Source organism: Lysinibacillus sp. FW301-JW8 (assembly GCF_058788755.1).
On sequence record NZ_JBYTBB010000039.1, the window covers coordinates 26,467 to 51,265 of the forward strand.

At 37.5% G+C, this 24,799-nt stretch carries 27 protein-coding genes, 1 tRNA gene and 1 other RNA gene; 21 read left to right on the forward strand and 8 right to left on the reverse strand.

The window, feature by feature from the left end; all coding sequences use genetic code 11:
* The first annotated feature begins 44 nt into the window (after positions 1-44).
* From AC3WOM_RS15895 to paaX, 4 genes are all read left to right on the forward strand, one after another.
* On the forward strand, positions 45-914 hold the full coding sequence (locus AC3WOM_RS15895) for a 3-hydroxyacyl-CoA dehydrogenase (RefSeq protein WP_492447544.1): 870 nt from the start codon (positions 45-47) through the stop codon (positions 912-914).
* Positions 911-2,116: an acetyl-CoA C-acyltransferase gene (locus AC3WOM_RS15900; RefSeq protein ID WP_492447545.1), complete on the forward strand. Its 1,206-nt coding sequence runs from the start codon at positions 911-913 to the stop codon at positions 2,114-2,116. Before AC3WOM_RS15895 ends, AC3WOM_RS15900 begins: the two co-directional genes overlap by 4 nt.
* A 67-nt stretch (positions 2,117-2,183) precedes the next feature.
* Positions 2,184-2,960: an enoyl-CoA hydratase-related protein gene (locus tag AC3WOM_RS15905; protein WP_492447546.1), complete on the forward strand. Its 777-nt coding sequence runs from the start codon at positions 2,184-2,186 to the stop codon at positions 2,958-2,960.
* Between the two features lie 21 nt (positions 2,961-2,981).
* Complete coding sequence (gene paaX, locus AC3WOM_RS15910) at positions 2,982-3,806, forward strand: phenylacetic acid degradation operon negative regulatory protein PaaX (protein WP_427545700.1); 825 nt, start codon at positions 2,982-2,984, stop codon at positions 3,804-3,806.
* A 44-nt stretch (positions 3,807-3,850) separates the two neighbouring features.
* Here paaX and AC3WOM_RS15915 read toward each other — a convergent pair whose 3' ends face one another.
* Positions 3,851-4,249, reverse strand: a complete 399-nt coding sequence (locus AC3WOM_RS15915; protein WP_427545698.1) for a PaaI family thioesterase — start codon at positions 4,247-4,249, stop codon at positions 3,851-3,853.
* A gap of 20 nt (positions 4,250-4,269) precedes the next feature.
* Positions 4,270-5,229 carry an NAD(P)H-dependent flavin oxidoreductase gene (locus AC3WOM_RS15920; RefSeq protein WP_427545696.1) on the reverse strand — a complete coding sequence of 320 codons (960 nt, stop codon included), beginning with the start codon at positions 5,227-5,229 and terminating at the stop codon, positions 4,270-4,272.
* A 74-nt stretch (positions 5,230-5,303) separates the two neighbouring features.
* Here AC3WOM_RS15920 and AC3WOM_RS15925 point away from each other — a divergent pair, with 74 nt between their 5' ends.
* Entirely contained in the window at positions 5,304-5,819 is a 516-nt protein-coding gene (locus AC3WOM_RS15925; protein WP_492447547.1) for a gamma carbonic anhydrase family protein, read from the forward strand.
* 253 nt (positions 5,820-6,072) lie between these two features.
* Here AC3WOM_RS15925 and tadA read toward each other — a convergent pair whose 3' ends face one another.
* Entirely contained in the window at positions 6,073-6,579 is a 507-nt protein-coding gene (gene tadA / locus AC3WOM_RS15930) for a tRNA adenosine(34) deaminase TadA (RefSeq protein WP_492447548.1), read from the reverse strand.
* 140 nt (positions 6,580-6,719) lie between these two features.
* Between tadA and AC3WOM_RS15935 the strand changes: the two genes are divergently transcribed.
* The 9 genes from AC3WOM_RS15935 to AC3WOM_RS15975 all read left to right on the forward strand — a co-directional run bounded on the left by AC3WOM_RS15935 (position 6,720) and on the right by AC3WOM_RS15975 (position 14,338).
* On the forward strand, positions 6,720-7,049 hold the full coding sequence (locus tag AC3WOM_RS15935; protein WP_492447549.1) for an ArsR/SmtB family transcription factor: 330 nt from the start codon (positions 6,720-6,722) through the stop codon (positions 7,047-7,049).
* A 20-nt stretch (positions 7,050-7,069) separates the two neighbouring features.
* A complete protein-coding gene (locus tag AC3WOM_RS15940; protein WP_492447550.1) occupies positions 7,070-8,023 on the forward strand; it encodes a cation diffusion facilitator family transporter in 954 nt (317 codons plus the stop codon).
* 68 nt (positions 8,024-8,091) lie between these two features.
* Entirely contained in the window at positions 8,092-8,424 is a 333-nt protein-coding gene (locus tag AC3WOM_RS15945) for a metal-sensitive transcriptional regulator (RefSeq protein WP_427545686.1), read from the forward strand.
* Between the two features lie 52 nt (positions 8,425-8,476).
* Positions 8,477-8,683, forward strand: coding sequence for a copper chaperone CopZ (copZ, locus tag AC3WOM_RS15950; RefSeq protein ID WP_427545684.1), 207 nt, complete (start codon positions 8,477-8,479; stop codon positions 8,681-8,683).
* Between the two features lie 79 nt (positions 8,684-8,762).
* On the forward strand, positions 8,763-11,174 hold the full coding sequence (locus AC3WOM_RS15955) for a heavy metal translocating P-type ATPase (protein WP_492447552.1): 2,412 nt from the start codon (positions 8,763-8,765) through the stop codon (positions 11,172-11,174).
* Positions 11,175-11,356: 182 nt separating this feature from the next.
* On the forward strand, positions 11,357-11,995 hold the full coding sequence (locus tag AC3WOM_RS15960) for a deoxynucleoside kinase (protein ID WP_427545680.1): 639 nt from the start codon (positions 11,357-11,359) through the stop codon (positions 11,993-11,995).
* Positions 11,992-12,660, forward strand: coding sequence for a deoxynucleoside kinase (locus tag AC3WOM_RS15965; protein WP_427545678.1), 669 nt, complete (start codon positions 11,992-11,994; stop codon positions 12,658-12,660). The genes AC3WOM_RS15960 and AC3WOM_RS15965 overlap by 4 nt, the downstream gene beginning before the upstream one ends.
* A gap of 133 nt (positions 12,661-12,793) precedes the next feature.
* Complete coding sequence (locus AC3WOM_RS15970; protein ID WP_492447553.1) at positions 12,794-13,318, forward strand: LOG family protein; 525 nt, start codon at positions 12,794-12,796, stop codon at positions 13,316-13,318.
* Between the two features lie 111 nt (positions 13,319-13,429).
* On the forward strand, positions 13,430-14,338 hold the full coding sequence (locus tag AC3WOM_RS15975; protein WP_492447554.1) for a methyl-accepting chemotaxis protein: 909 nt from the start codon (positions 13,430-13,432) through the stop codon (positions 14,336-14,338).
* A 63-nt stretch (positions 14,339-14,401) separates the two neighbouring features.
* On the opposite strand, the gene AC3WOM_RS15980 is transcribed toward AC3WOM_RS15975, so the two are convergent.
* Complete coding sequence (locus AC3WOM_RS15980) at positions 14,402-15,817, reverse strand: DHA2 family efflux MFS transporter permease subunit (RefSeq protein ID WP_492447555.1); 1,416 nt, start codon at positions 15,815-15,817, stop codon at positions 14,402-14,404.
* 149 nt (positions 15,818-15,966) lie between these two features.
* Between AC3WOM_RS15980 and AC3WOM_RS15985 the strand changes: the two genes are divergently transcribed.
* Positions 15,967-16,599: an RraA family protein gene (locus AC3WOM_RS15985; protein ID WP_492447556.1), complete on the forward strand. Its 633-nt coding sequence runs from the start codon at positions 15,967-15,969 to the stop codon at positions 16,597-16,599.
* 279 nt (positions 16,600-16,878) lie between these two features.
* Here the strand turns inward: AC3WOM_RS15985 and AC3WOM_RS15990 are convergent, their stop codons facing one another.
* The 4 genes from AC3WOM_RS15990 to AC3WOM_RS16005 form a co-directional block, all read right to left on the reverse strand.
* Positions 16,879-18,153, reverse strand: a complete 1,275-nt coding sequence (locus AC3WOM_RS15990; RefSeq protein ID WP_427545668.1) for a cation:dicarboxylate symporter family transporter — start codon at positions 18,151-18,153, stop codon at positions 16,879-16,881.
* 90 nt (positions 18,154-18,243) lie between these two features.
* Complete coding sequence (locus tag AC3WOM_RS15995; RefSeq protein WP_492447558.1) at positions 18,244-19,122, reverse strand: response regulator; 879 nt, start codon at positions 19,120-19,122, stop codon at positions 18,244-18,246.
* Entirely contained in the window at positions 19,123-20,388 is a 1,266-nt protein-coding gene (locus AC3WOM_RS16000; RefSeq protein ID WP_492447559.1) for an ATP-binding protein, read from the reverse strand.
* A gap of 157 nt (positions 20,389-20,545) precedes the next feature.
* Positions 20,546-20,638, reverse strand: a tRNA-Ser gene (locus tag AC3WOM_RS16005).
* 165 nt (positions 20,639-20,803) lie between these two features.
* Between AC3WOM_RS16005 and ffs the strand changes: the two genes are divergently transcribed.
* From ffs to AC3WOM_RS16035, 6 genes are all read left to right on the forward strand, one after another.
* Positions 20,804-21,071, forward strand: an RNA gene (gene ffs, locus AC3WOM_RS16010) — signal recognition particle sRNA large type.
* 193 nt (positions 21,072-21,264) lie between these two features.
* Positions 21,265-23,052 carry a DNA polymerase III subunit gamma/tau gene (gene dnaX / locus AC3WOM_RS16015; protein ID WP_492447560.1) on the forward strand — a complete coding sequence of 596 codons (1,788 nt, stop codon included), beginning with the start codon at positions 21,265-21,267 and terminating at the stop codon, positions 23,050-23,052.
* Positions 23,053-23,073: 21 nt separating this feature from the next.
* Entirely contained in the window at positions 23,074-23,388 is a 315-nt protein-coding gene (locus AC3WOM_RS16020; protein ID WP_492447561.1) for a YbaB/EbfC family nucleoid-associated protein, read from the forward strand.
* A gap of 11 nt (positions 23,389-23,399) precedes the next feature.
* A complete protein-coding gene (gene recR / locus AC3WOM_RS16025; protein ID WP_427545658.1) occupies positions 23,400-23,996 on the forward strand; it encodes a recombination mediator RecR in 597 nt (198 codons plus the stop codon).
* Between the two features lie 13 nt (positions 23,997-24,009).
* Positions 24,010-24,225: a YaaL family protein gene (locus AC3WOM_RS16030; protein WP_427545656.1), complete on the forward strand. Its 216-nt coding sequence runs from the start codon at positions 24,010-24,012 to the stop codon at positions 24,223-24,225.
* A gap of 73 nt (positions 24,226-24,298) precedes the next feature.
* Positions 24,299-24,571, forward strand: a complete 273-nt coding sequence (locus AC3WOM_RS16035) for a pro-sigmaK processing inhibitor BofA family protein (protein ID WP_427545654.1) — start codon at positions 24,299-24,301, stop codon at positions 24,569-24,571.
* Positions 24,572-24,799 lie beyond the last annotated feature (228 nt).

Sequence of the window (24,799 nt, forward strand, 5' to 3'; positions counted from 1 at the left end):
CCCCACTCTTCGTATATGGTTTTCACAACAAGGAGGTAGCTTTCATGAAAAAAGTCATTGTCATCGGATCAGGCGTTATGGGTCGTGGAATTGCGTACGTAAGCGCAGTCGGTGGTTTTGAAACAGCTATTATCGATATTAATGAACAAGCGTTGGAAAATGCCCAAAATGAAATTACATCTATTTTTGAAAAATCCGTTACACGTGGAAAATTAACAGTTCAACAAGCTCAAGAAGCTAGATTACGTCTTGCTTATGTGACAGACTTAGCGGCTGTTGCAAAAAATGCAGATTTAATCATTGAAGCTGTGCCAGAGAAAAAAGACATTAAAAAAGCTGTGTTTGAACAAATGGAACAGTTTGCATCCCCCTACTGTTTATTTGCGACAAATACCTCAACAATGAGTCCAACAGAAATTGCTTCTTATGCGAAACGGCCCGAACAAACAATCGCTATGCACTTCTTTAATCCCGTACATAAAATGGAGCTAGTCGAGATTATAAGAGGTCTTGAAACAAGCGATGAGACTGCACAAACAATTCGAGAAATCGCTGAACAAATGGGTAAACAAACTGTTATCATTAACGAATTCCCAGGTTTTGTTACTAGTCGTATCAGTGCACTCGTTGGTAATGAAGCATTTTACATGTTACAAGAGGGTTTAGGTACACCCGAAGATATTGATAAAGCAATTAAACTTGGCTTAAATTACCCAATGGGTCCATTTGAGTTGGTAGATTTAGTTGGTCTTGATGCACGCCTAAATAATTTGCGTTATTTACATGAAAAACTCGGTGAAAAATACCGTCCAGCACCACTACTTGAACAATATGTACAAGCTGGGCGTTTAGGACGTAAAAGTGGAAAAGGTGTTTATGACTATACCGAGCAAAAAGAGGTGATAAGAAAATGAGGGAAGTCGTTATCGTAGATGCTGTACGTACACCAATTGGACGATATAAAGGCGTATTAAAATCTGTACGCCCTGACGATTTAGCTGCCATAGTGATTAAAGCACTTGTGGAACGAAATCCCAAAGTGCCCGCTGAACAAATAGAAGATGTTATTTTCGGAAACGCTAACCAAGCTGGTGAAGATAATCGAAATGTTGCACGTATGGCCGCTTTACTTGCAGAGCTACCAATTGGGGTTGGTGGAACAACCATAAATCGATTATGTGGTTCAGGAATGGATGCTGTACACTTCGCAGCCCGTGCTATCAAAAGTGGTGAAGGTGATATTTTTATAGCGGGTGGTACAGAAAGCATGACACGAGCACCATTTGTCATGGGAAAACCTGAAGTAGACTATCCGCGTGGCGATCAAAAATTATTCGATACAACGATTGGTTGGCGTTTTACAAACCCAAAGCTACAAGCCATGTATGGAGCTGATACAATGCCACAAACAGCTGAAAATGTGGCACAACGCTTTAACATTAGCCGTGAAGAACAAGATGCCTTTGCCTTTGAAAGCCAACAACGTGCGAAAAAGGCGGTTGAAGAAAATCGTTTCGCAGATGAAATCGTACCCGTGCGCATTAAAGATAAAAAAGGCAATGAAACGATTATTGATACAGACGAACATCCGCGTCCAGAAACGACACTTGAAGCACTGGCCAAATTACGTCCCATTTTCGAAAACGGCACAGTAACAGCTGGTAATGCTTCTGGTGTCAATGACGGCGCATCTGCTCTATTGTTAATGAGTGCTGACAAAGCAAAGGAACTGAATATCACACCTTTAGCACGTTATGTAACAGGAGCTATTGCGGGATTAGAGCCTGCTGTTATGGGATTAGGACCGATTTATGCTTCTAAAAAAGCGCTACATCGTGCAGGGCTAACAACAAAGGATATCGGGCTTTATGAACTAAACGAGGCATTCGCTTCACAAGCATTAGAATCCATGAAACAGCTTGAACTAGACCCAGCCACGGTGAACGTAAACGGTGGTGCGATTGCATTCGGCCATCCACTAGGTGCAAGTGGTGCTCGTATTTTAACAACGTTACTTTACGAAATGAAGAAACAAAACGTACATTACGGACTGGCTTCTATGTGTATCGGTGTTGGTCAAGGAATCGCAACAATTATAGCAAATATAGAATCTTAGAGAGGAACCGGCACATTCAATGTGCCGGTTTTTACTAAAATAGGATTAAAAAAAGAGGGGTTTGCATATGAATACAATTTCATTTAAAATAAACAATTATATTGCTTATATAACAATAAATCGACCAGAGACGTTAAATTGTTTCAATTATACAACGTTATCTCAATTACAACAAGTTGTTGATGAGATACATATAGCTGATAACGTCCATACCGTCATCTTTACAGGTGCGGGTGAGAAGGCATTTAGTGCAGGTGCAGATTTAAAAGAGCGAAAAACATTAACACCACAGGAAGTACGTCGAAATGTACGAGCGATTCGAGACGTGTTTAATAGTATCGCAGGTTTACCACAACCCACTATTGCAGCGGTTAATGGACATGCACTAGGTGGTGGCTTTGAATGGTTATTAGCCTGTGATTTTGCGATTGCTGTTGAAGAGGCATTGCTTGGTTTAACTGAAACGAGTTGGGCAATTATTCCTGGCGCGGGTGGAACACAACGACTGCCACGACTAGTTGGTGAAATGAAGGCAAAAGAAATGATTTTAACAGCGGCAAAAATTACAGCAACAGAAGCTGTACAGCTAGGTATCATTTTAAAAACGGTGCCACGTGAATTGTTATTATCTGAATGTGAGGCACTTGCAGCACGTATTATGCAAAATGGTCCAGTAGCCGTTCGTCAAGCAAAATACGCCATTTCACAAGGAATGAACACAGATTTACAAACAGGTCTTGCCATCGAATCAAAGGCGTATGAGTTAGTCATTCCGACAGAGGATCGCCTTGAAGCATTGCAGGCATTCAGTGAAAAACGTCAACCTGTATTTCAAGGGAAATAAGTAAGAAAGTTGGGGGATAAGATGGGCGCTAATACACAGTCAATGATTTTTACACTCTATGGTGATTATATTATGCGCTACGGTTCTAAAATTTGGATTGGTAGCTTAATTCGTTTATTGAAGGAATTTGGTCATACAGAGCAAAATGTACGTGTATCCGTATCTAGAATGGTCAAACAAGGGTGGTTACAATCTGAAAAACAAGGGAACCGTAGTTATTATTTTTTAACAAAACGAGGTAAAAAACGAATGGAAGAAGCGGCCAATCGTATTTTTAAACTGAAACCCAACAAATGGGACCAAAAATGGCGACTTCTGATGTATACTATTCCAGAAGACAAACGTCAGATTCGAGACGAATTACGCAAAGAACTCTTATGGAGCGGATTTGGTTCTTTTTCAAATGGCTGCTGGATATCGCCCAACAACTTAGAAGAAGAAGTTAAATTGCTTATTCAAAAATATGATATTGCTGATTACGTAGATTTCTTTTCAGCCGAATACATTGGGCCGCATAATCATGAAGCACTTATTGAAAAAAGCTGGTCATTGACAGAAATTGAAGCGCGATATGAGGAATTTATGAATCAATATAGCAAGCAATATATCGTGCATCAAAGTGCCATCTCTAAAGAAGAAATGTCAGATGCTGAATGTTTTGTAGAGCGTACAAATCTTGTTCATGAATATCGTAAATTTCTATTTATCGATCCAGGTCTTCCACAAGAATTATTACCTCCTATGTGGAGTGGAAATCACGCAGCATTATTGTTTCAACAATACTATAAATTACTGGAAGAGCCATCCTATCGTTTCTTTGAGGAGATTTTCCACGCTGATAATTAAAAACACAAAAGAGCTCATCCAATATAAGGGGAGCTCTTTTAATTTTAAAGAATCATTATAGAAGACGTTACTTTAGCAACATATTTTTCATTTTGTGAAACTATCGCCTCCACATAACAAGTTTTCCGTCCTTTTTTTATGATCCTTGAATCAACAGTGGCAATACCTACGTGAAGAGGTCGTAAAAATGTTGTTTGTAAATTAATGGTTGAAAACACTTGATTTTCTTCTAGTACAGAAGCCATCGAATATGCCATCGTAATGTCAGCCGCAGAAGCTATATATCCACCCATTACTATTTGATGACCGTTTAAAAAATTTTCGTTAATCTCCCATGAGCAAATAGCATCTCCAGCAATAGCCGAGATTAATTTAATACATAACGTTTGATCACATGCGGGTGGTTCAACTGCCCCGTTAATAACTTGTTTTAAGTCAATCATGGTCGCTTATGTCCTTCCTTTTATTGAGACTGAAAATTAGTAAGCAATGCGCGATTTAAACATTTCTGTGCATCGGTCATCATATTGTTGATAAGCGTGGAAACAGTCGGTAAGTCTTGGATCATCCCTGCAATTTGTCCACTATTCATAAAACCACCCTTTTCGTTTCCTTCAATGGCTCCTTTGATATGATACGTTTCAGATGTACGTTCTTGATAATCAGCAAGCGTTATGCCTATTCCTTCATCTGACAGAAGTTCAGCTGTGTAAGGTGATTTTAATACACGACGTATTTGCCCAACTGATCTGCCAAGAATAGCCGTTTCTACATCGGTTGCATCCAGTAGCCTTTGTTTATAGGTCTTATGTACAGGCATTTCCTGTGTAGCAATAAAACGTGTTCCCATTTGTACACCCGCTGCCCCAAGCATGAATGAAGCTGCCAATCCTCGCCCATCACCAATACCACCTGCTGCCACAACGGGAATCGAAACCGCATCAACAACTTGTGGAATCAGAGTAAATGTTGTCAGCTCTAAATTTGAATTAATCCCTGCCGCTTCAAATCCTTCTACAACAAGCACATCAGCACCGCCTTGTTCGGCCTTGATAGCGTGTTTGACGGCTGCTATAACCACCATTACACAAATATTATGGGCATGTAGCTTCTTGATAAATGGTTCGGGGTTTCCTGCTGATAAAGAAACGACCGGTACTTTAAGTGTTATAGCCATTTGTAATAATTCTTTTGCATAAGGATTAACATTAATTGGGATATTAATAGCAAATGGTTTTTCCGTCAGTTGTTTTGTAGCTTCTATGCGCTTCTCTACTTCTGCCGGTGTCATTGTCCCACAGCCGATTGTTCCTAATCCTCCTGCATTTGACACAGAAGCTACGAGTTCAGGGCTGCTGATATTTCCCATTCCTCCTTGTATAATTGGGTATTGAATCTTTAAAATCGAACATAATTGATTCAATAAGTACACCTCCCGTTTAAAATGTGTTATATTAAATTTAACAAAATAATCAGACAAATGGAAGGGTGAATTTTATGGAGATTACATACGCCACAAAAAAACCAGTTGTACACGAATCTGTATTTCAAGCTCCAGGAACATATATCATTGGGGATGTATCAATAGATGAAGAATCTTCAATTTGGTTTAATGCAGTATTACGAGGAGATGAAGATACAATCAGCATTGGAAAACGCTGTAGTATTCAGGATAATGTAACAATTCATTTATTTGAAGGGGCGCCTGTTATTGTAGAAGACGAAGTAACAGTTGGCCACCAGGTGGTCTTACATGGCTGTAAAATAGGTCGTCGTACAATTGTCGGCATGGGGTCGGTTATTTTAGATTATGCTGAAATTGGAGAGGAATGTATTATTGGAGCAAATACGCTTATTACACAAGGTACAAGGATTCCTCCACGTTCATTAGTTGTTGGATCACCAGGTAAGGTTATTCGCTCCTTACAAGATAAAGACTTTGAGCTAATTCAATTATCGATTGACACATATGTCCAAAAAGGAAAAGAGTTCAAACTGATTCTCGAGGGCTAATTAGTTGCTGGTAAACTGTGAATATTACTGAATCACGATTATGTATTGGAGCAATGTAAAATGGTTTGGATACCTATAAAGATTTTATGGTTAAATATTGATCTTTTTTGAAGTAGGGTACAATATGAAGCAGCCGAATGATTAGAACTTATATATTGATTACTATAACAAAAAAAGCCAAACATCCTTCTGCCACTGTCCCCTTGCTTTCACACAGGGGCATATTGCTACTTCGGTTGTTTGGTTTTTTTATTTATTGTTGTTCAGCTAATTTACGAGCCTCTTTCTCTGCCTTTTTCCTTTCACGTAAAGCTCTGAAAAAATCAGTTAATATTTGTCCGCATTCCTCGGCTAATATACCTTCAGTTACTTCACATTCATGATTAAAGCGTGCATCATTTAACAGATGATAGAGGGAATCAACACAGCCAGCCTTTAGATCTCGTGCACCATATACAACACGAGGCACACGAGACTGTAAAATAGCACCTGCGCACATAGGGCAAGGTTCAAGCGTTACATAAAGTGTTGTATTTTCTAAACGCCAGCTACCAATTTTTTTACAAGCCTCCTGTATAACCTCCAGCTCAGCGTGTGTGGTTGCATTTTGTGTTGTTTCTCGTAAATTATGGGCTCTTGCAATAATTTCTCCATTGTAAACAAGTATAGCCCCGATAGGTACTTCTCCAAGTGCGGTGGCTTTCTGTGCTTCTTCTAATGCCTGTTTCATAAATAAACGATCTGTTTCGAAAATATCCACTAAATATCTCTCCTTAAAAGTAGTGTATCCTGCTTAATTGGTAAATGCTACTTTAAATGTTGACATTCCTAAAAGTACCATTTATATTTATATATGAACACATGCTCATATATAAATATAAAAGATTGGGGATAAACTAAATGGATGAAAAATTAACAGAGGCTAAAGTAAACAACGATCAGCATTTAGACGAGGAGACACTATTTGTTGTATCGCAAACCTTTAAGGCATTAAGTGATCCTACAAGAATTCGTATACTAAATTTATTGTGTACAGATGAACATTCCGTTAATGACATCGCGGAAATCTTAGATTTAGGCCAATCAACCGTTTCGCATCAATTACGTTTTTTAAAAAATTTACGTTTAGTGAAATTTCGAAGAGAGGGCACAACCTTATACTATTCGAAGGATGATGACCACATTATGAATTTACTGAAGCAAGCGATTGAACATGCTGCACATAATTAAATATAACGGAGGGAAAAAACATGGGACATAATCATGATCACGGCCATGATCATACACATGGCGCTAATAAAAAAGTGTTAATATTATCATTTATTATAATTACAGGATATATGGTGGTTGAAGCAATTGGTGGCTTTTTAACAAATAGTTTGGCTCTTTTATCAGATGCAGGACATATGTTAAGTGACTCAATTTCTTTAGCAATAGCATTACTTGCATTTATGTTTGGAGAGAAGGCAGCAAATTACAGTAAAACATATGGTTACAAACGATTTGAAATTTTAGCTGCGGTGTTAAATGGTGTGACATTAATCTTAATAGCATTATTTATTTTCTATGAGGCAATAGAGCGCTTTGCAAATCCACCAGAAGTGGCAACTAAAGGTATGCTCATTATTAGTACGATTGGTCTTCTTATTAATATTTTGGTGGCTTGGATAATGATGAGGGGCAGTGACACAAAGGATAATTTAAATATGCGAGGTGCATTTTTACATGTACTAAGTGATATGCTGGGATCTGTAGGAGCCATTGTTGCTGCTCTACTAATTATGTTTTTTGGTTGGGGCTGGGCTGATCCGCTGGCAAGTGTAATTGTCGCATTACTGGTATTAAGAAGTGGCTACTATGTAACGAAGGCGGCAGTCCATGTTTTAATGGAAGGAACTCCTTCAAACGTCGATATTCAAGAAATTATTCAAACAATTGAGCAAACAAAAGGTGTTCATAGTATACATGATCTACACATTTGGACAATAACAAGTGGAACGAATGCACTTTCCTGTCACGCAGTGGTTGATGATCAGTTGAAAATTACGGATAGTGAGAATATATTACGAGAAATTGAACATAATCTTGAGCATAAGGGCATTAAGCATGTAACAATTCAATTAGAAACTGCAGCACATCAGCATGACAATTCAATTTTATGCCAATTAAAAGCAGAACCGTCTCATCATGATCATCAACATTAATAAAATTTTTTACTTTACATACCCTTCTTGGGTATAGTATGATGAAAGTGAAATAGGAGGTGTATGGAATGGAAGACATAACGAAAGAGGTTACTTGTCATACGGAGGAAACTACATCTTGTCGAAAAAGCCATCATCCTGAACGTGTAAAAAAGGATTTAACGACTCGTTTAAATCGCATAGAGGGTCAGATTCGTGGTATTAAGGGAATGATCGAAAAAGATGTTTATTGTGATGATATTATTACGCAGTTATCTGCCACACAATCTGCTTTAAATAGTGTAGCAAAAATATTATTGGAAGGTCATTTAAAGGGTTGTGTTGTGGACCGCCTATCTGAGGGTGATGAAGCAGTATTGGATGAATTAGTAGTGACCATTCAAAAGCTAATGAAAAAATAATATTTGTAAATATATACCCCTATTTAATATAAACAAAGAGGAGAGATATTTTATGCAAAATGTAACTTTAAATGTACAAGGAATGTCATGTGGACACTGTGTAAATGCAGTTGAAAAAAGTGTGGGAACATTAACTGGTGTTGACCAAGTGAAAGTGAACCTAACAGAAGGCTTAGTAGATGTTGCATTTGACGAAGCAAAAGTATCTTTAGATCAAATTAAAGAAACAATTGATGACCAAGGCTATGATGTAAAATAAAATATGTAGGGTGCTCAAGTAGCACTCTATTATTTTAAGTGATATATACCCCCTGTTGGTATAAGGAGAGGTGAAAGAAATGAGTACAGAAGTAAAAGAGGCCAACCTGCAAATAACGGGTATGACCTGTGCAGCCTGCGCCACTCGTATAGAAAAAGGATTAAATAAAATGGATGGTGTTGAACAGGCCACTGTTAATTTAGCGCTTGAAAAATCAACGATTAAGTACGATTCATCCAAACTAAGTGAAGTAGATTTTGAAAAGAAAATAGAGGCACTTGGTTATGGCGTTGTTAAACAGAAAACTGAATTTGACATTACGGGCATGACCTGTGCAGCCTGTGCTACGCGTATAGAAAAAGGATTAAATAAGCTAGTAGGTGTCTCATCTGCAAATGTAAACTTAGCGCTTGAGAAGGCAACAATTGAATTTAACCCATCTGAAGTGTCCATTGCAGATATCATTGCAAAGGTTGAAAAATTAGGTTATGAGGCCCATCAAAAAGCTGAAGAACAAGAAGCCGTAGACCATCGTCAAAAGGCCATCAAACAACAGCAGCATAAATTTATTTTATCAGCTATTCTTTCACTACCATTGCTCTGGACGATGGTTGGTCATTTTTCATTTACTTCGTTTTTATATGTACCAGATATACTAATGAATCCATGGGTACAAATGTTATTAGCTACGCCCGTTCAATTTATAATAGGGAAACAATTTTATATGGGTGCCTACAAAGCCTTGCGAAATGGTAGTGCCAATATGGATGTACTAGTAGTAATGGGTACATCAGCAGCCTACTTTTATAGTGTCTATCAAGCAATTGTTACAGCTGGTTCACATCATGGCCCGCACCTTTATTTTGAAACAAGCGCGGTATTAATTACTTTAATTCTATTAGGAAAATTATTTGAGGCAAAAGCGAAAGGTCGTTCATCTGAAGCAATCAAAAAGTTAATGGGCCTTCAAGCAAAAACGGCAGTCATTGTTCGAGATGGTGTTGAGAAAGAAGTACCATTAGCAGAAGTAGCTATTGGTGACATTATTTTAGTAAAACCAGGTGAAAAAATTCCAGTTGATGGTGAAGTTTTAGAAGGAACAACCGCTGTTGATGAGTCAATGCTGACAGGGGAAAGTCTTCCTGTTGATAAAAAGCAAGGTGATGTATTATTTGGATCAACAATAAATAAAAATGGCTTTATTAAAATGACAGCAACAAAAGTAGGTCGAGATACAGCTTTAGCACAGATTATTAAAGTGGTAGAAGATGCACAAGGCTCAAAGGCTCCAATCCAGCGTTTAGCAGATCATATTTCCGGCATATTTGTACCAATTGTTGTTGGAATTGCAATTATTACGTTTTTAGTTTGGATTCTTTGGGTACAACCGGGTGAGTTTACGCCTGCATTAGAAGTATTAATCGCAGTTCTTGTCATTGCATGTCCATGCGCGCTCGGATTAGCAACACCAACATCTATTATGGCAGGCTCTGGTCGTGCAGCAGAGTTTGGGATTTTATTTAAAGGTGGCGAGCATTTAGAGCAGACGCAAAGTATCGATACGGTTGTTGTAGATAAAACAGGTACAGTAACACACGGAAAACCTGTATTAACTGATGTTATACTAGCGGCAGAGCAAGGCGAAGCACAATTTTTATCGTTAATAGGTGCAGCAGAGAAGCAATCAGAGCATCCATTAGCAGAAGCAATTGTTCAAGGCATTACAGATCGTGGTATTCAGCTAGGTGATGTTCAATTCTTTGAAGCGATACCAGGTTATGGTGTGCAAGCGACAGTGTCTGGTCAAGGAGTTGTTATCGGTACACGTAAATTGATGCAACAATATGGTATTCCTATTGATGACATTCTACCGAAAATGGAGCAGTTAGAGGAAAACGGTAAAACAGCGATGTTAGCTGCTATCAACGGTCAATATGCTGGTCTAGTAGCAGTAGCAGATACTGTTAAAGAAACTTCTAAGGAGGCGATTCGTCGTCTACAAGATATGGGTATTACAGTTATTATGATGACTGGTGATAATGAACGTACAGCCCAAGCTATCGGAGCAGAAGTTGGGGTGAATCATGTTATTGCTGAGGTACTACCAGAAGGGAAAGCAGATGAAGTAAAAAAACTGCAAGCTACGGGCAAGAAAGTGGCGATGGTAGGCGATGGCATTAATGATGCACCAGCACTTGCTACAGCTAATATTGGGATGGCAATCGGTACCGGCACTGACGTAGCTATGGAAGCAGCAGATATTACGCTGATTCGTGGTGATTTAAACAGTATCGCGGATGCCATGATTATGAGCCGTAAAACAATGCGCAACATTAAACAAAACTTATTTTGGGCATTTGCTTACAATACATTAGGTATACCAATTGCTGCAATTGGTTTACTTGCTCCTTGGGTAGCAGGGGCAGCAATGGCCTTTAGTTCAGTCTCAGTTGTTTTAAACGCACTTCGATTACAGCGTGTTAAATTATAATGATCGATAACGGCCTACCTCGGTGGGTCGTTTTTTAATATGTAAATTTAATAGAGAGATTAGCTTGATTCTGTCTTTCATTTTCGCACTATGATACAATGAAAAGCACTGATTTATATAATATCCTCAGGCGAAGAGGGAATTGATAATAGAATCCATAGAACATAAAGGAGGAGCTTCTGGTGACGGTTCCATTTGTTACGGTAGAAGGTCCGATTGGTGTTGGTAAAACCTCTTTATCGAAAGAGATTGCAGCGACATTAAATTACCATCTATTAAAGGAAATAGTAGACGAAAACCCTTTTCTAAATAAGTTTTATGAAAACATTGAGGAGTGGAGCTTCCAAACTGAAATGTTTTTCTTATGTAATCGCTATAAACAATTATCAGATATTAAAAAATTTCGCTTAGCACATCAAAAGCCTGTAGTAGCGGACTATCATATTTTTAAAAATCTAATATTTGCAAAGCGTACATTGGCACCAACCGAGTATGATAAGTATGAAGAAATTTATAAAATACTAACGAAGGATATGCCTGTACCTAATGTTGTTGTTTATTTACATGCCAGTGTTGAAACATTGATGAAGCGTATTGCAATGCGTGGACGTGAATTTGAAAAGATGATTGCATGGGATTATATGGAGCAACTTGTGGCAGATTATCACTCTTTTATCGAGCATTTTGAGAAAATGCACCCTGAAATCCCTGTCATTCGATTTAATGGAGATCAGATTGACTTTGTTAAGAACACGGATGATTTAAACTATGTTTTGCAAATCATAAAGGATACGTTACAACAAAGGAGCTTGCAACAATGAATTTAAGAGAGAAGTACGATATTCCTCCGCAGACCGTTATTACTATTGCTGGTACTGTAGGTGTAGGGAAATCAACGATGACAAAAGCGTTAGCAGAGGCACTAAGTTTCCGTACATCATTTGAAAAAGTAGATACTAACCCATATTTGGATAAATTTTATGAGGACTTTGAAAAATGGAGCTTCCATTTGCAGGTCTATTTTTTAGCGGAACGCTTTAAGGAGCAAAAGCGTATTTTTGAATATGGCGGTGGATTTATTCAGGATCGTTCTATTTACGAAGATACAGGAATTTTTGCAAAAATGCATTATGATAAAGGAACAATGAGTCCAACAGATTACGAGACTTATAAAAATTTATTTGATGCAATGGTAATGACACCTTACTTCCCACATCCAGATTTACTAATTTATCTCGAGGGACCAATTGATGCGGTCATAGGACGTATTCAAGAGCGTGGCCGTGCAATGGAGCAGCAGACACCAAATGATTATTGGATTGAAATGCATGAACGTTATGAGAACTGGATTAATAATTTTAATTCATGCCCAGTTTTACGTTTAGATATTAATGATTATGATTTATTAAAAAATCCTGAAGCAATTGAATCAATTGTGAGCCGTATCAGTCATATGCTAAAACAAACAAGCCATTTACGCAAATAGAAATTTACAAGAACCTTAACTAAAAATATCTAAATAAGCAATTAAAGAAAATAAATGATTAAAGGACGTGAGACAATATAAATAGCTATTGTTTCACGTCTTTTAAGTAGGAGGGATTATTATAAGAATAGCGGTGTATTGTGGTTCTGGTTTAGGCAAAAACCCAGTTTATGCAGAAAAGGCAGCAGAATTAGGTGCAGTGTTGGCTCAAAATGGTCATGGTGTAGTCTATGGTGGTTCAAAAAGTGGGTTGATGGGAAAGGTGGCAGATGCTGTTTTAACCGCTGGTGGAGAGGTAATTGGTGTGATGCCAACGCATTTACAGAAGCGGGAATTAGCCCATGCTTCATTAACAGAAATTCATTTTGTTGAGTCTATGCATGTACGCAAGGCAAAAATGGTAGAGCTTGCAGATGCCTTTATAGCGCTACCAGGTGGTGGTGGCACAATGGATGAGTATTTTGAGGTCTTTACGTGGGCACAAATTGGACTACATGAAAAGCCAGTAATTTTATATAATGTAAATAGTTTTTATGATGCACTTTTACAGCATTTTAAGAAAATGCTTGAAGAAGGATTTATTCGTGCGGAACAAAAGTCACTAATTGATGTAGCTACTACATCAGAAGAAGTATTACAGTTATTAAAACATGGGTAATGATTGCCCATGTTTTTTCTGCAAAGATTAATGAGGAGCTAAAATGGAAAAAATTAAATTTTTAGTTAAAATAAATCTTTTTTTATAAAATTGAATAAAGAGGTGTAGATTATGCAGAAAATCGATACACAAGTAACAGATGATTTAGTGGTGCAGGCAATTGAACGAAATATTGCTATTATTCGTTTTGATATGGAGCGTAAAGTAGCCTTTGTAAATGCACATTTTGCCAAAACATTAGGCTATACAGTAGCAGAAATGATAGGAAAAGATCATAAAGATTTATGTTTACCTAAATTTAGTAATAGTGTGGAGTACGAAAAATTTTGGCGGAACTTAGCCGCTGGTAATAGCTATCAAGATAAAATTGAAAGATTGGATGCGAACGGAAATAGAGTTTGGCTTGAAGCCACCTATATGCCGGTCTTTGCAAATAATTCTAGAAAGGTGATTGGTGTATCAAAAATTGCTACTAATATTACAGACCGTCAAAATGAGATCGTAAGTGTAGCTGAGACATTAAAGGAGATGTCAAAAGAACTTCATAGCCGTTCAGAGGCTGGTATTCAAAATAGTGAAGGTTTACTAGAGACTATTAGGGAAGTATCAAAAGAGTCTGCCGATAATGTAATAAATCTTGCACAGCTGCAAAAGCAAGCTGAATCTATTAAAGGCATTGTGAAAACTATTCAAGAAATTGCTTCTCAGACAAATTTACTGGCATTAAACGCAGCTATTGAAGCAGCTAGGGCAGGAGAATATGGGAGAGGTTTTGATGTTGTAGCAAAAGAGGTGAGAAAGCTATCCATAAGAGTTGAGCAATCTATCTCTGAAGTAAAGGATAATATTGAGGGCATAGAGCGAGAAATAGGACAAGTTACGGAAAGTATTACACGTATAGCTGAAAAAGTTGAAAAAACAAATGGACAAATATCTGTGACAACCAACGATTTTGCTGAAATCGCCAGTGCAGCAGAGGCGTTAGACGAACAATCAAAGCATTTTATCGAAATAGTTTAATGATAGTTAGCGCCATTTGATAGAAAGGTGAGTTCATTCCTAATGAATGGCGCATTTTTGGCTTTATTTATTCTCTTGTACACGTTTCATAAAGAATGATATAACGAATGCGAGAATCGCCAGTATAAGTGAGAAGGTTAAAGCGTGTTGTACACCAATAATGGATCCTGCAAATTCATTTGTAGTAGAGGCTCCATTTTGGGAAACGAAATTTGTTTTACTAATGGACATGATCGTTATCGAGACAGCAGTACCGATTGCACCTGCAACCTGCTGTAATGTATTCATAAATGCCGTACCATCCGGATAAAGTCGACGGGGTAGCTGATTTAATCCATTTGTTTGCGCAGGCATACTTGCAAGAGAGATGCCAACAAACATAAGGATATGGAAACTTACGATGAAATAAACAGAAGTTTCAGCATCAATTGTTCGTAAGAAAAGTAATGCAATTATTTCCAAAAATAATCCAACAGGAACCATGATACGAGGTCCAAAGCGATCAAAAATATGTCCAGAGGCAACAGCCATAAAGGCATTTATGACACCACCAGGAAGTAGTGTAAGGCCAGCTATCATAGGTGCTAGCAATAAAATGTTTTGTAAGTAAATGGGTAATAATACCATTGTTGCTAAAATGGTCATATGTACAATAATAACCAGGAGCATGCCAATATTGTACATCGGAAATGAGAATACCTTTAAATTCAGCATAGGTTGTTCCATTTTAACTTGTCGCAAACAAAAAAGAATGATTCCTAGTGCTCCAACCATGAGAGAGGAGATTACCTCTATTGTCATAAAAGTACCTAGCTTACCAGAAATACTAAAACCGTAAACAATCCCTCCAAAGCCAATCGTTGATAAGACGATTGAAACACCATCAAATTTAACCATCCTAACTTCACTAACATTTTGAACAAATTTTAATCCAAGCACAAATGATATGAGTAAAAACGGAAGACTCATCCAGAAGATAGAATGCCATGAGAAATGCTCCATGACAAAGCCTGCAATAGTTGGTCCAATTGCTGGAGCAAAGATAATAACTAATCCGATTTTCCCCATTGCAGCGCCACGTTGATTAATTGGGTAAATCATGAGTACAACCTGCATCATAAGCGGCAGAATAATAGCTGTTCCAACAGCTTGAATAATGCGTCCAGCTAGTAACAGTGCAAAGGTTGGAGAGATAGCTGAAACACAGGTACCTATAATAGAAAAGAACAACGATACAATAAATAATTGCCTCGTTGTAAAACGTTGCATAAGGATGCTAGAGAGCGGTACTAAAATACCTAAGGTCAACAAATAACCAGTTGTTAGCCATTGAATGGTAGATGCATCGGTTTTAAAGTCAACAATCAATTGTGCAAAGGCCATATTGAGAGCTGTTTCATTGAATAAACCGATAAAAGCTGCTACCAAAAAAGCTGCGATAATTTGATTGCGTTGTTCATATAATTTTTGATTAGCCATAGTACCCACTTTTTCTTTTATTTTCTCCTAACAGTACCATATTTAAATATTTTATTTCCATAATTTTCTGAGATATATTGAAATAGTAGATGATTTTTATTTACAATAATTATGTAAGTCTTTCATAAATCATAATAGGGGTGTTATGTATGACAAAGGTGGAAATAAGTTTTAAGCATTTACCAACAACAGCTATTTCAGATGCAACTGGCGGACACACCAATTTACGCAGTGATATTAAGCCTTTAGCAGATCACTTTAAAGTGGCTGGGCGCGTGGTAACTGTGCGTTTACCAGATGGTGAAAATGGTGCGGTATTAGAAGCTATTCGAGCTGCTAATGAAGGTGATATTTTGGTAATCGATGCGAAGGGCAATACGAATCGAGCTGTTGCTGGAGATTTTGTGATTTCCTTAGCAAAGGGCATAGGTGTACAAGGGTTTGTTGTGGATGGTGTTATCCGAGATATCGCAGCCATTCGAGAGCTGGATTTCCCTGTATTCTCTTTAGGGACAACGGTAGCTGCTGGTAATAAAAATGGTGGAGGTAAAGTAAATATCCCCATCTCTATTGGAGGAGTTAATGTTCATCCTGGAGATTATATTATTGGGGATGTGGATGGAGTTGTTGTCGTGCCGCAGGAAGATGCAGAACGTATTGTGATGGCAGCGGAGGCAAAGCTAGAAAAAGATGAAGCTCGTGCACATGAGGCACATGTAAATGGTAAAGAATCAATCATTGCTTATTTAGATAAAGTTTTAACTTCCTTCAGCAGAAGCTGACAGAAGTTAAAGCCTCCAGCGGATGTCACGGAATCGGAAAGGAGTTCAATTTAGGATGTTAGCCTTAAATCATCGCTTCCATGCGATAACGGCTAACTGACCTGCATCGGTAAAAACGCCACGTCCTGTGGCATTACCGAAATGACCGACATCGTGTCGGCCCTCGTGCAGGCCTAAGCACAAAGCCGATTCCGGACGCAATTATGCCGAGGCATAATTGATCAAATTAAAAAAATCCTCACGATGCCATCCATACATCGTGAGGATTTTTTTAACTTTTTACGCTAAGTTTTCGTTATCTTTAAAATAATTTTTCATTTTCTCTGTATCGAAACGGCCTTCCCATTTTGCCATTACTAATGACGCTAATGAGTTACCAATTACGTTAACAACTGTACGTCCCATATCAAGGATACGGTCAATACCTGCGATAAATGCCAAGCCTTCAAGCGGAATGCCGACAGTACCTAAAGTTGCTAGAAGTACTACGAATGACACCCCCGGAACACCTGCGATTCCTTTTGATGTAACCATTAATACAAGCATTAACGTAATTTGTTCTCCAATGCTTAGATGAATACCGTACATTTGAGCAATAAATAATGCAGCAATAGCTTGGTACAATGTTGAACCATCTAAGTTAAAGGAATAACCGGTTGGAATAACAAAGGAAACGATATCCTTTGGAGCACCTAATTTCTCCATTTTCATCATAATACGTGGTAGAACAGCCTCAGAGCTTGCAGTTGAGAACGCTAAGATTAGCTCATCTTTTAACACTTTGATTAAGTAGAAGATGTTGATACCTGCAAATTTTGCCACAAGTCCAAGAACGACAAAGATAAAGAATAGCATTGTAGCATAAACAAGTATTGCAAGTTTACCTAGTGGTATTAGTGAAGCAAATCCATATTTGGAAACGGTTACACCAATTAAGCCAAATACCCCAAATGGAGCGAATTTCATTACGAGGTTTGTTACCCAGAACATAGCGTCTGCTACCCCTTGGAAGAAGTCTAAGACTGGTTTTCCTCGGTCACCGATAGCGGCAACCCCTAAGCCGAAAATAACAGAGAAGAAGATAATGGCAAGCATATTACCTTCAGCCATAGACTGAATGATATTTGTTGGGACAATGCCTACAATAATATCAAAAGGTCCCTCATGCTGTACTTCTTCTGTAGTTGTAACGTATTTTGAAATATCCCCTTGAGAAAGCTCATTCATATTTAGGCCAGCGCCTGGTTGGAACAAGTTTGCAGAAAGTAAACCAACTATAATTGCTACAGTTGTAATAATTTCAAAATAAATAATTGATTTCCCGCCTAATCGTCCAAGCTGCTTCATGTCTCCGGTACCAGCAACACCAACGATTAAAGTAGAAATAATAATCGGTACAACAATCATCTTAATTAGATGTAAAAAGATATCCCCTAAAGGCTGTAAATATGTTTCAATTTTGGGGTTTCCATAAAAGATACCACCAACAATGATCCCTAAAATCAAACCGATTAAAATTTGAGTGGCTAAACTGATTTTAAATTTCTTCTTCAAACCCTTTGTACCCCCTGATATTAAATTTTTAGGACTCGCCTTACTTTAATAATACGGAGGACTTATGGAATCCGACAAAATCCGAGAAAATTAATTTACTTTTGTTAAAATGTCTGAATATAATACCTGAATAAACTTCTTGATATTTACCTTTGCTTTACGATTTTCATGATCTTCTATCTGTGTCATTAGCTGACGAATTTCTTTAAAATCAAAGTATCGAGGCGCATAATATTCAAATTCAGAGTTTGTGTAATCAACGACACCTAAATTGGCAAGGTTAATCATGGCTGCTAATATTGTACGACGTACACGCTGTTCAATCGCTTTACTTTCTTTCAAAATTTCATCAGGTGTAGTCTTTGTAACAGCTGCAATTTCCTCATATAGCTCTTTCAATGGAGGTAGGGGTGCTATCTTATGTTGATGAGCAAGCAAGGTTTCGATGATAGCTATAATATCCTCACTTCCAATCTCACCAACAATGCCCATATCGTTTAAGATTGATTGAATATGATCACGAGAAGTGGCTTTTTGATTTATTTGCTCACTTAAATCAATGTTTGTCAGCGATTGACGAATTACTAATAGTGAATTTTTTAGGCGAAATTGTTCTGTTGTTTTACGTAAAACATTTTCAACCTCAATACGGTTTATTGGTTTATGAATAAAGAATTCAATCCCTTGTTCATAGGCCTCACCCACCATTTCCTTATTGACAACCTGAGAAATCATGATAAATTGCCCCTCAAAACGATTTTGAGTAAGTTGCTCGACTGTTGCGATTCCATCGAGCTTTGGCATCAGTAAATCAATAAGCACAAACTCTGGCTGTGTCATTAAAATTTGTGGGATAGCATCTTCACCATTACGGGCTTCACCAATAACGGTGCCTAGCCCGCTATCTTCAATAATTTTTTTTAACATGACCCGACTTGCACGATCATCATCTACAATAAAATACCTCATTTAAGTCTCTCCTGTTTGAATAGTTTGCGTAGGAATTGTAATTTTAAACATTGTGTTTTGATTGTTTGATTCAACGGATATGAAGCCATTTAATTTATTTACTAATTCAGCAACATGTGAAAGTCCAATACCAGTTGCAGCGACACCGTCCATATTGTATTTTGTGGTGTATCCAGGTTCGAAAATAATAGTGATATCATTTTGTGAAATGCCTTTTCCGTTATCACATACTGTAATTACAGTATCATCCAGCTGCTGTTGAATGGCAATAGAAATAACACCTTGATCTTCAATGGCTTCAATAGCATTTGCAGTTAGATTATTCAATAGTGCGAGCAATGCAATATGTTCTTTTGTTTGAAAGTCAGTAGTATCCAAACTTACTTTAAAGTGAATTTCTTTTCCCAGTAGTTCACCGTACTTTCTGTTACCATCTTCAATATAATGTAATAATTCTGACATTCTAAAGGGACCAAAGCTCTTTTCGCCTACAATTTTAGAAATTCCTGCATAGATACGTTGCGAATCTTTTTTTACTTCATGAATTTCCTGGGCAATATGCAAAGCCTGTAAGCTTTCAGTCCGATAGCCTTGCGATTTTAACTGTCGATATAAATCAAACCCACTAGCTGTGATAGTCTCAATATGATTCATAGATTTTTTTAAATAGAGAGTTTCAACATATAGATCTGACCCAATAGTAAGCATTTCTTGCACACGTTTTTTTTGTTCAGCAATTAAAATGGAGCTATAAACACCAACTACAAAGAAACTACGTAATAAAGCAACAGCTAACAATATAAGTAAATCATGAACGAGTAAAAAAGTATAAGAATTAACAAGAAAACGAAATAATTGTTCTGCTAAATTGCTTATTACTTCACTAAATGCAACTAATAATCCAAGCATTAGTGGTTTTTCTCGATAGCGATGAATATTTAAAATTTGTAGGCATAACGCAAAAAGTATATAAAATGCTGCAGCTGGTAAATGTAAAAAGATGCTATCCATTAAAGCTACATTGGGAGTAGTAGAAGTTACGAAAACTCGAAAAGCTGTTGTCACAATGCTTGTAACGATACCGGCTAATATAATAGGGGTTGACCTAAGAAGGGTACAAAGAAAGAAAACAATAGTTCCTAATCCAAAACGAAAAGTTGTATTAGCAAATGGCATTATTTTAATTTCACTACCAATCGCAGTTAATATAGCGATTAACAAGATCCAAGTGAGGGAAGCACGAGAGATTAAATATTTTGGGTGCACAAAAATCCTCCCTTATTATATAAATGTAGATATTTAATTTATTTTCTCCTATCAATAAAAAAATACCACAACCTTTGTGGAAGTGGTATCTGCATGTATTATGTACAATTATTTAGGCAAAAAAAAACGGCTACAGATGTAGTCGGAATTTAAAAACTGGAGGAGGTAGAGGGATTCGAACCCCCGCGCGGTGTTACCCGCCTGTCGGTTTTCAAGACCGATCCCTTCAGCCAGACTTGGGTATACCTCCATATTAACCTGATGTCTTATCGACAAAAATTAATTTATCATGTTTTGTATTTCACGTCAACTGATTTTAGAAATTTTTATAATTATATTGTTGATAAATGTTTCCACATAAATATTATGTGCATTAAGTTGCAATTTATGAAAACAGTCAGTATACTAGTTATTGCCGTGCTAGGTGGGAAGGTAGCGGTGTCCTGTAACTCGCAATCCGCTCTAGCGAGACTGAATTCCTTTTTCGAGGCTGTCCGTATTGTTTGGTCTGCCTTTTGCACGTAGTGTTGACGATTGGGTCCTGCGCAATGGATACCCATGAACCATGTCAGGTCCGGAAGGAAGCAGCATTAAGTGGTCTTATTCATGTGCCGCGGGGTTGCCTAATCTGAGCTAACGACAAGAGTAACGCTTATGTGCGGCTGTCAAAGAAAGGTGCACGGCATTAAATTGCCAATTCAAACGCATCCGTCTACATTAGGCGGGATGCGTTTTTTATATTTATATATCTTACATAATAGAAATGAACTTGAGACAAAGTATATTGTCTCAATTTTTTGGAATTGATAACACTATTATTAGACAAATGTTATAATAGAACTATTCTATATAAATGAGGAAAAGGAGAGGAAATCATTGACGTATCAAGCATTTTATCGTGTGTATAGACCGCAATCATTTAGAGAAATGTCTGGTCAGGCACATGTCAAAAGAACGCTACAAAATGCTCTCCTAGCAAATAAAACCACACATGCTTATTTGTTTTCTGGGCCAAGAGGAACCGGGAAAACAAGTACAGCTAAGATTTTTGCAAAAGCTTTGAATTGTGAGCGAGCACCATCGAACGAGCCGTGTAACGAATGTGCCACTTGTTTAAGTATTACAGATGGGTCACACCCTGATGTGATTGAATTTGACGCAGCATCTAATTCTCGAGTTGAAGAAATACGTGATATTATCGAGAAAGTTCGATTTGCTCCTGCTAGTAGCAGATATAAAGTGTATATTATCGATGAAGTGCATATGCTTTCTACAAGTGCTTTCAATGCACTTTTAAAAACATTAGAAGAACCACCTCCACATGCTGTTTTTATTTTGGCGACAACAGAGCCTCATAAATTGCCTGCAACCATTATCTCTCGTTGCCAACGCTTTGATTTCAAGCGACTTTCAACTAATGATATTATCGAACGAATGAAGGTTGTATTAGAGGACATCGAACTACCGTATGAGGAACAAGGTTTGAAGGTTATTGCACAATCTGCTGCTGGTGGTATGCGTGATGCATTAAGTTTATTAGATCAGGTTGTCTCTTTCAGTGGGGAGGAGCTAAAGCTTGAGGATACATTACTTGTAACAGGTTCAATCAGTCAGGAAGTTTTTTATGACTTAGCAGAAGCCTTAAAAGTAAAAGATGTTGCTCAAATGCTTGCGTTATTAGAACAGCTTATCTCAGATGGCAAGGATCCACTTCGTCTTTCAGAGGACTTGATTACATTTTTCCGTGACTTATTATTGCTGCAAACAAGTGATGATTTGGCTGAACTATTAGAGCTAGTTTCGCCGGAAGAACGAGTATTTACATTAGCGCATGATTTTGCACCTGATTTGCTATATGGCTACATAGATATTTTAGCGAAAACACAGCAAGAAATGCGATTCTCCCACCACACAAAAATCTATTTAGAAACAGCACTACTTAAAATGGTACAGCTTTCGAGTGGGCTAGTTAGTCAAACAACCACTTCAGTTGAAGCAGCTTTGAGCCCAGAACTTGCTCAAAAGATAGTAGCACTTGAGCAAATGGTACAACAATTGTCAGTACAATTACAGGCTGGAGCTCCTGGGCAGCAGATGCAAGCACCTAAAGAACAACGGCCACGAGCTAAAAGTCCAAATGGCTATAAAGCGCCAACTGGGCGGATACAAGAGGTGCTAAAGGATGCCACGAAACAAGATGTTCACCGCATTAAATCAGTCTGGGCACAAGCGTTAAACCAAATGCAAAAGTCGCAATCTGCTCTTTTAGCAGAAGCTGAACCCGTTGCGGCATCTTCGAGTGCTTTTGTGTTAAAATTCAAGTATGATATTCATTGTCAAATGGTTGCTGATAATCAGTCTCTAAAAGCTCACTTCACACAATTAATTGCAGGGCAAACTGGTACAACGTATGAAATGCTTTGTACCCCTGAAGAAACTTGGTTAAAATTACGTGAAGAGTTTATTCGTGATCACGGTTTGCAACAGCAGAAAAAATCTCAAACAGTGACTGATCATGAGGTGGAATTATTAGAGCCACCACCGGCAGAAATGCCTGATGAGCCGTTTATCGATGATGCTCAACCACTTGCCTCACAAGATCCACTTGTGACAGAGGCAGAAAAGTTGTTTGGTAAAGATTTTATAGAAATTGTTAACGATTAATCATTTAGGAGGAATATGTTTATGCGTGGAATGGGAAATATGCAAGGTATGATGAAAAAAATGCAAAAAATGCAAAAGGAAATGATGGAAGCTCAAGAGGCCTTAAATGCAGAGCAATTTGAAGGTGTTGCTGGCGGTGGTATGGTAAAAGTAATTGTTACTGGCCAACGTGAGGTTGTAGAAGTGAATCTTGATACTTCAGTAGTAGACCCTGATGATATCGAAATGCTTCAAGATTTAATCGTTGTTGCTACAAATGAAGCACTTAAAAAAGTAGAAGAAAAAACAAATGCAACAATGGGTAAATTTACTCAAGGCATAAACCTTCCATTCTAGGAGGTAAATAAATGTACTACCCAGAACCAATATCAAAACTAATAGATAGTTTTATGAAATTGCCAGGTATCGGGCCGAAAACCGCGGCTCGTCTGGCGTTTTTTGTGTTAACAATGAAAGAAGATGATGTTTTATCCTTTTCTAAGTCACTTATTGATGCTAAACGAAATTTAAGTTATTGCTCTGTATGTGGCAACATTACTGATGTTGACCCGTGTCACATTTGTACAGATAAGCAACGGGATCATTCGATTATCTGTGTTGTACAAGATACAAAAGACGTAATAGCGATGGAGAAAATGCGTGACTACAACGGGATGTATCATGTACTACAAGGGGCAATATCACCAATGGATGGTATTGGCCCAGAGGATATTAATGTTGCCTCATTGTTAGTTCGTTTGCAGGATGAAACAGTTCAGGAGTTAATCTTAGCTACGAATTCAACTATCGAAGGTGAGGCAACAGCCATGTATATCTCCCGTCTAGTGAAACCTTCTGGTATTCGAACAACTCGTATTGCCCACGGACTACCGGTAGGCGGAGATTTAGAATACGCAGATGAAGTTACGTTATCGAAGGCAATGGAAGGTCGCCGAGAATTATGAGTGAGGGATTAATATGTTCTTCCGCAGTAAGAGAAAGTTAAAAAAAGAATTCGATGACAGGCTTGTGAGTCTAATTAAAGGAACAAAAGAAGATTTACAGCAGGCAAAATTAATTGAAGAATTGTTAGATGATTATGATTTAGAATTAATTGCTCAACGAAAAGCAACAGAGAGCATTCATTTCTATTTATTTAAAGAAGCTAGAATACGAAGAGTATTAATTAAATAACAGTCTTTTAAACTCATAGAAGCAAAACAGGAATCATAAACTTTCATAATTATATCATTAAGGGGGAAACCTGATGTCGTGGTTAGTAATTATGAGTTTTGGTGTACCTGTAGTGCTTCTTTTTCTTTATGTAATAATTAGACATGCTAAAATGGGTAAAATTTTAGAAGGAATGTCCGTTTTTTGGTTTAGATTTGCCTTCGCTTTTCTTCTATTGTTTATTATTCATTTGAGTATAGGGTATGTAGGCTATAATATACCTATCAATCTTTTTTCTGTCTTAACTATTGCTATACTAGGTATACCAGGCGTCTTAGGAATAACAGCTTTAATATTTTTCTTATAAAAAGCTTGCATAATAAAAATATTATGGTATAGTAATAGAAGTCGCCAAGATAACTGTTGAAAAACAAATAAATTAAATTTGAATTTAATTGTTGACAAATAGTTGTGAGTGCGGTATGATGTAAGAGTTGCTGTTGAGAAATGGTAACAAAATGAACCTTGAAAACTGAACAAGCAAAACGTAATCAATCAAGTTTTTAGTAGCTAGCTTCTGCTGGTGAACAAAGCA

Excerpts from the sequence above, each read along its gene's own strand:
- AC3WOM_RS15895 (WP_492447544.1), top strand. The coding sequence starts at position 45 with ATGAAAAAAGTCATTGTCATCGGATCAGGCGTTATGGGTCGTGGAATT.
- AC3WOM_RS15900 (WP_492447545.1), top strand. The coding sequence starts at position 911 with ATGAGGGAAGTCGTTATCGTAGATGCTGTACGTACACCAATTGGACGA.
- AC3WOM_RS15905 (WP_492447546.1), top strand. The coding sequence starts at position 2,184 with ATGAATACAATTTCATTTAAAATAAACAATTATATTGCTTATATAACA.
- paaX (WP_427545700.1), top strand. The coding sequence starts at position 2,982 with ATGGGCGCTAATACACAGTCAATGATTTTTACACTCTATGGTGATTAT.
- AC3WOM_RS15915 (WP_427545698.1), bottom strand. The coding sequence starts at position 4,249 with ATGATTGACTTAAAACAAGTTATTAACGGGGCAGTTGAACCACCCGCA.
- AC3WOM_RS15925 (WP_492447547.1), top strand. The coding sequence starts at position 5,304 with ATGGAGATTACATACGCCACAAAAAAACCAGTTGTACACGAATCTGTA.
- AC3WOM_RS15935 (WP_492447549.1), top strand. The coding sequence starts at position 6,720 with ATGGATGAAAAATTAACAGAGGCTAAAGTAAACAACGATCAGCATTTA.
- AC3WOM_RS15940 (WP_492447550.1), top strand. The coding sequence starts at position 7,070 with ATGGGACATAATCATGATCACGGCCATGATCATACACATGGCGCTAAT.
- AC3WOM_RS15945 (WP_427545686.1), top strand. The coding sequence starts at position 8,092 with ATGGAAGACATAACGAAAGAGGTTACTTGTCATACGGAGGAAACTACA.
- copZ (WP_427545684.1), top strand. The coding sequence starts at position 8,477 with ATGCAAAATGTAACTTTAAATGTACAAGGAATGTCATGTGGACACTGT.
- AC3WOM_RS15955 (WP_492447552.1), top strand. The coding sequence starts at position 8,763 with ATGAGTACAGAAGTAAAAGAGGCCAACCTGCAAATAACGGGTATGACC.
- AC3WOM_RS15965 (WP_427545678.1), top strand. The coding sequence starts at position 11,992 with ATGAATTTAAGAGAGAAGTACGATATTCCTCCGCAGACCGTTATTACT.
- AC3WOM_RS15975 (WP_492447554.1), top strand. The coding sequence starts at position 13,430 with ATGCAGAAAATCGATACACAAGTAACAGATGATTTAGTGGTGCAGGCA.
- AC3WOM_RS15980 (WP_492447555.1), bottom strand. The coding sequence starts at position 15,817 with ATGGCTAATCAAAAATTATATGAACAACGCAATCAAATTATCGCAGCT.
- AC3WOM_RS15985 (WP_492447556.1), top strand. The coding sequence starts at position 15,967 with ATGACAAAGGTGGAAATAAGTTTTAAGCATTTACCAACAACAGCTATT.
- AC3WOM_RS15995 (WP_492447558.1), bottom strand. The coding sequence starts at position 19,122 with ATGAGGTATTTTATTGTAGATGATGATCGTGCAAGTCGGGTCATGTTA.
- AC3WOM_RS16020 (WP_492447561.1), top strand. The coding sequence starts at position 23,074 with ATGCGTGGAATGGGAAATATGCAAGGTATGATGAAAAAAATGCAAAAA.
- recR (WP_427545658.1), top strand. The coding sequence starts at position 23,400 with ATGTACTACCCAGAACCAATATCAAAACTAATAGATAGTTTTATGAAA.
- AC3WOM_RS16030 (WP_427545656.1), top strand. The coding sequence starts at position 24,010 with ATGTTCTTCCGCAGTAAGAGAAAGTTAAAAAAAGAATTCGATGACAGG.
- AC3WOM_RS16035 (WP_427545654.1), top strand. The coding sequence starts at position 24,299 with ATGTCGTGGTTAGTAATTATGAGTTTTGGTGTACCTGTAGTGCTTCTT.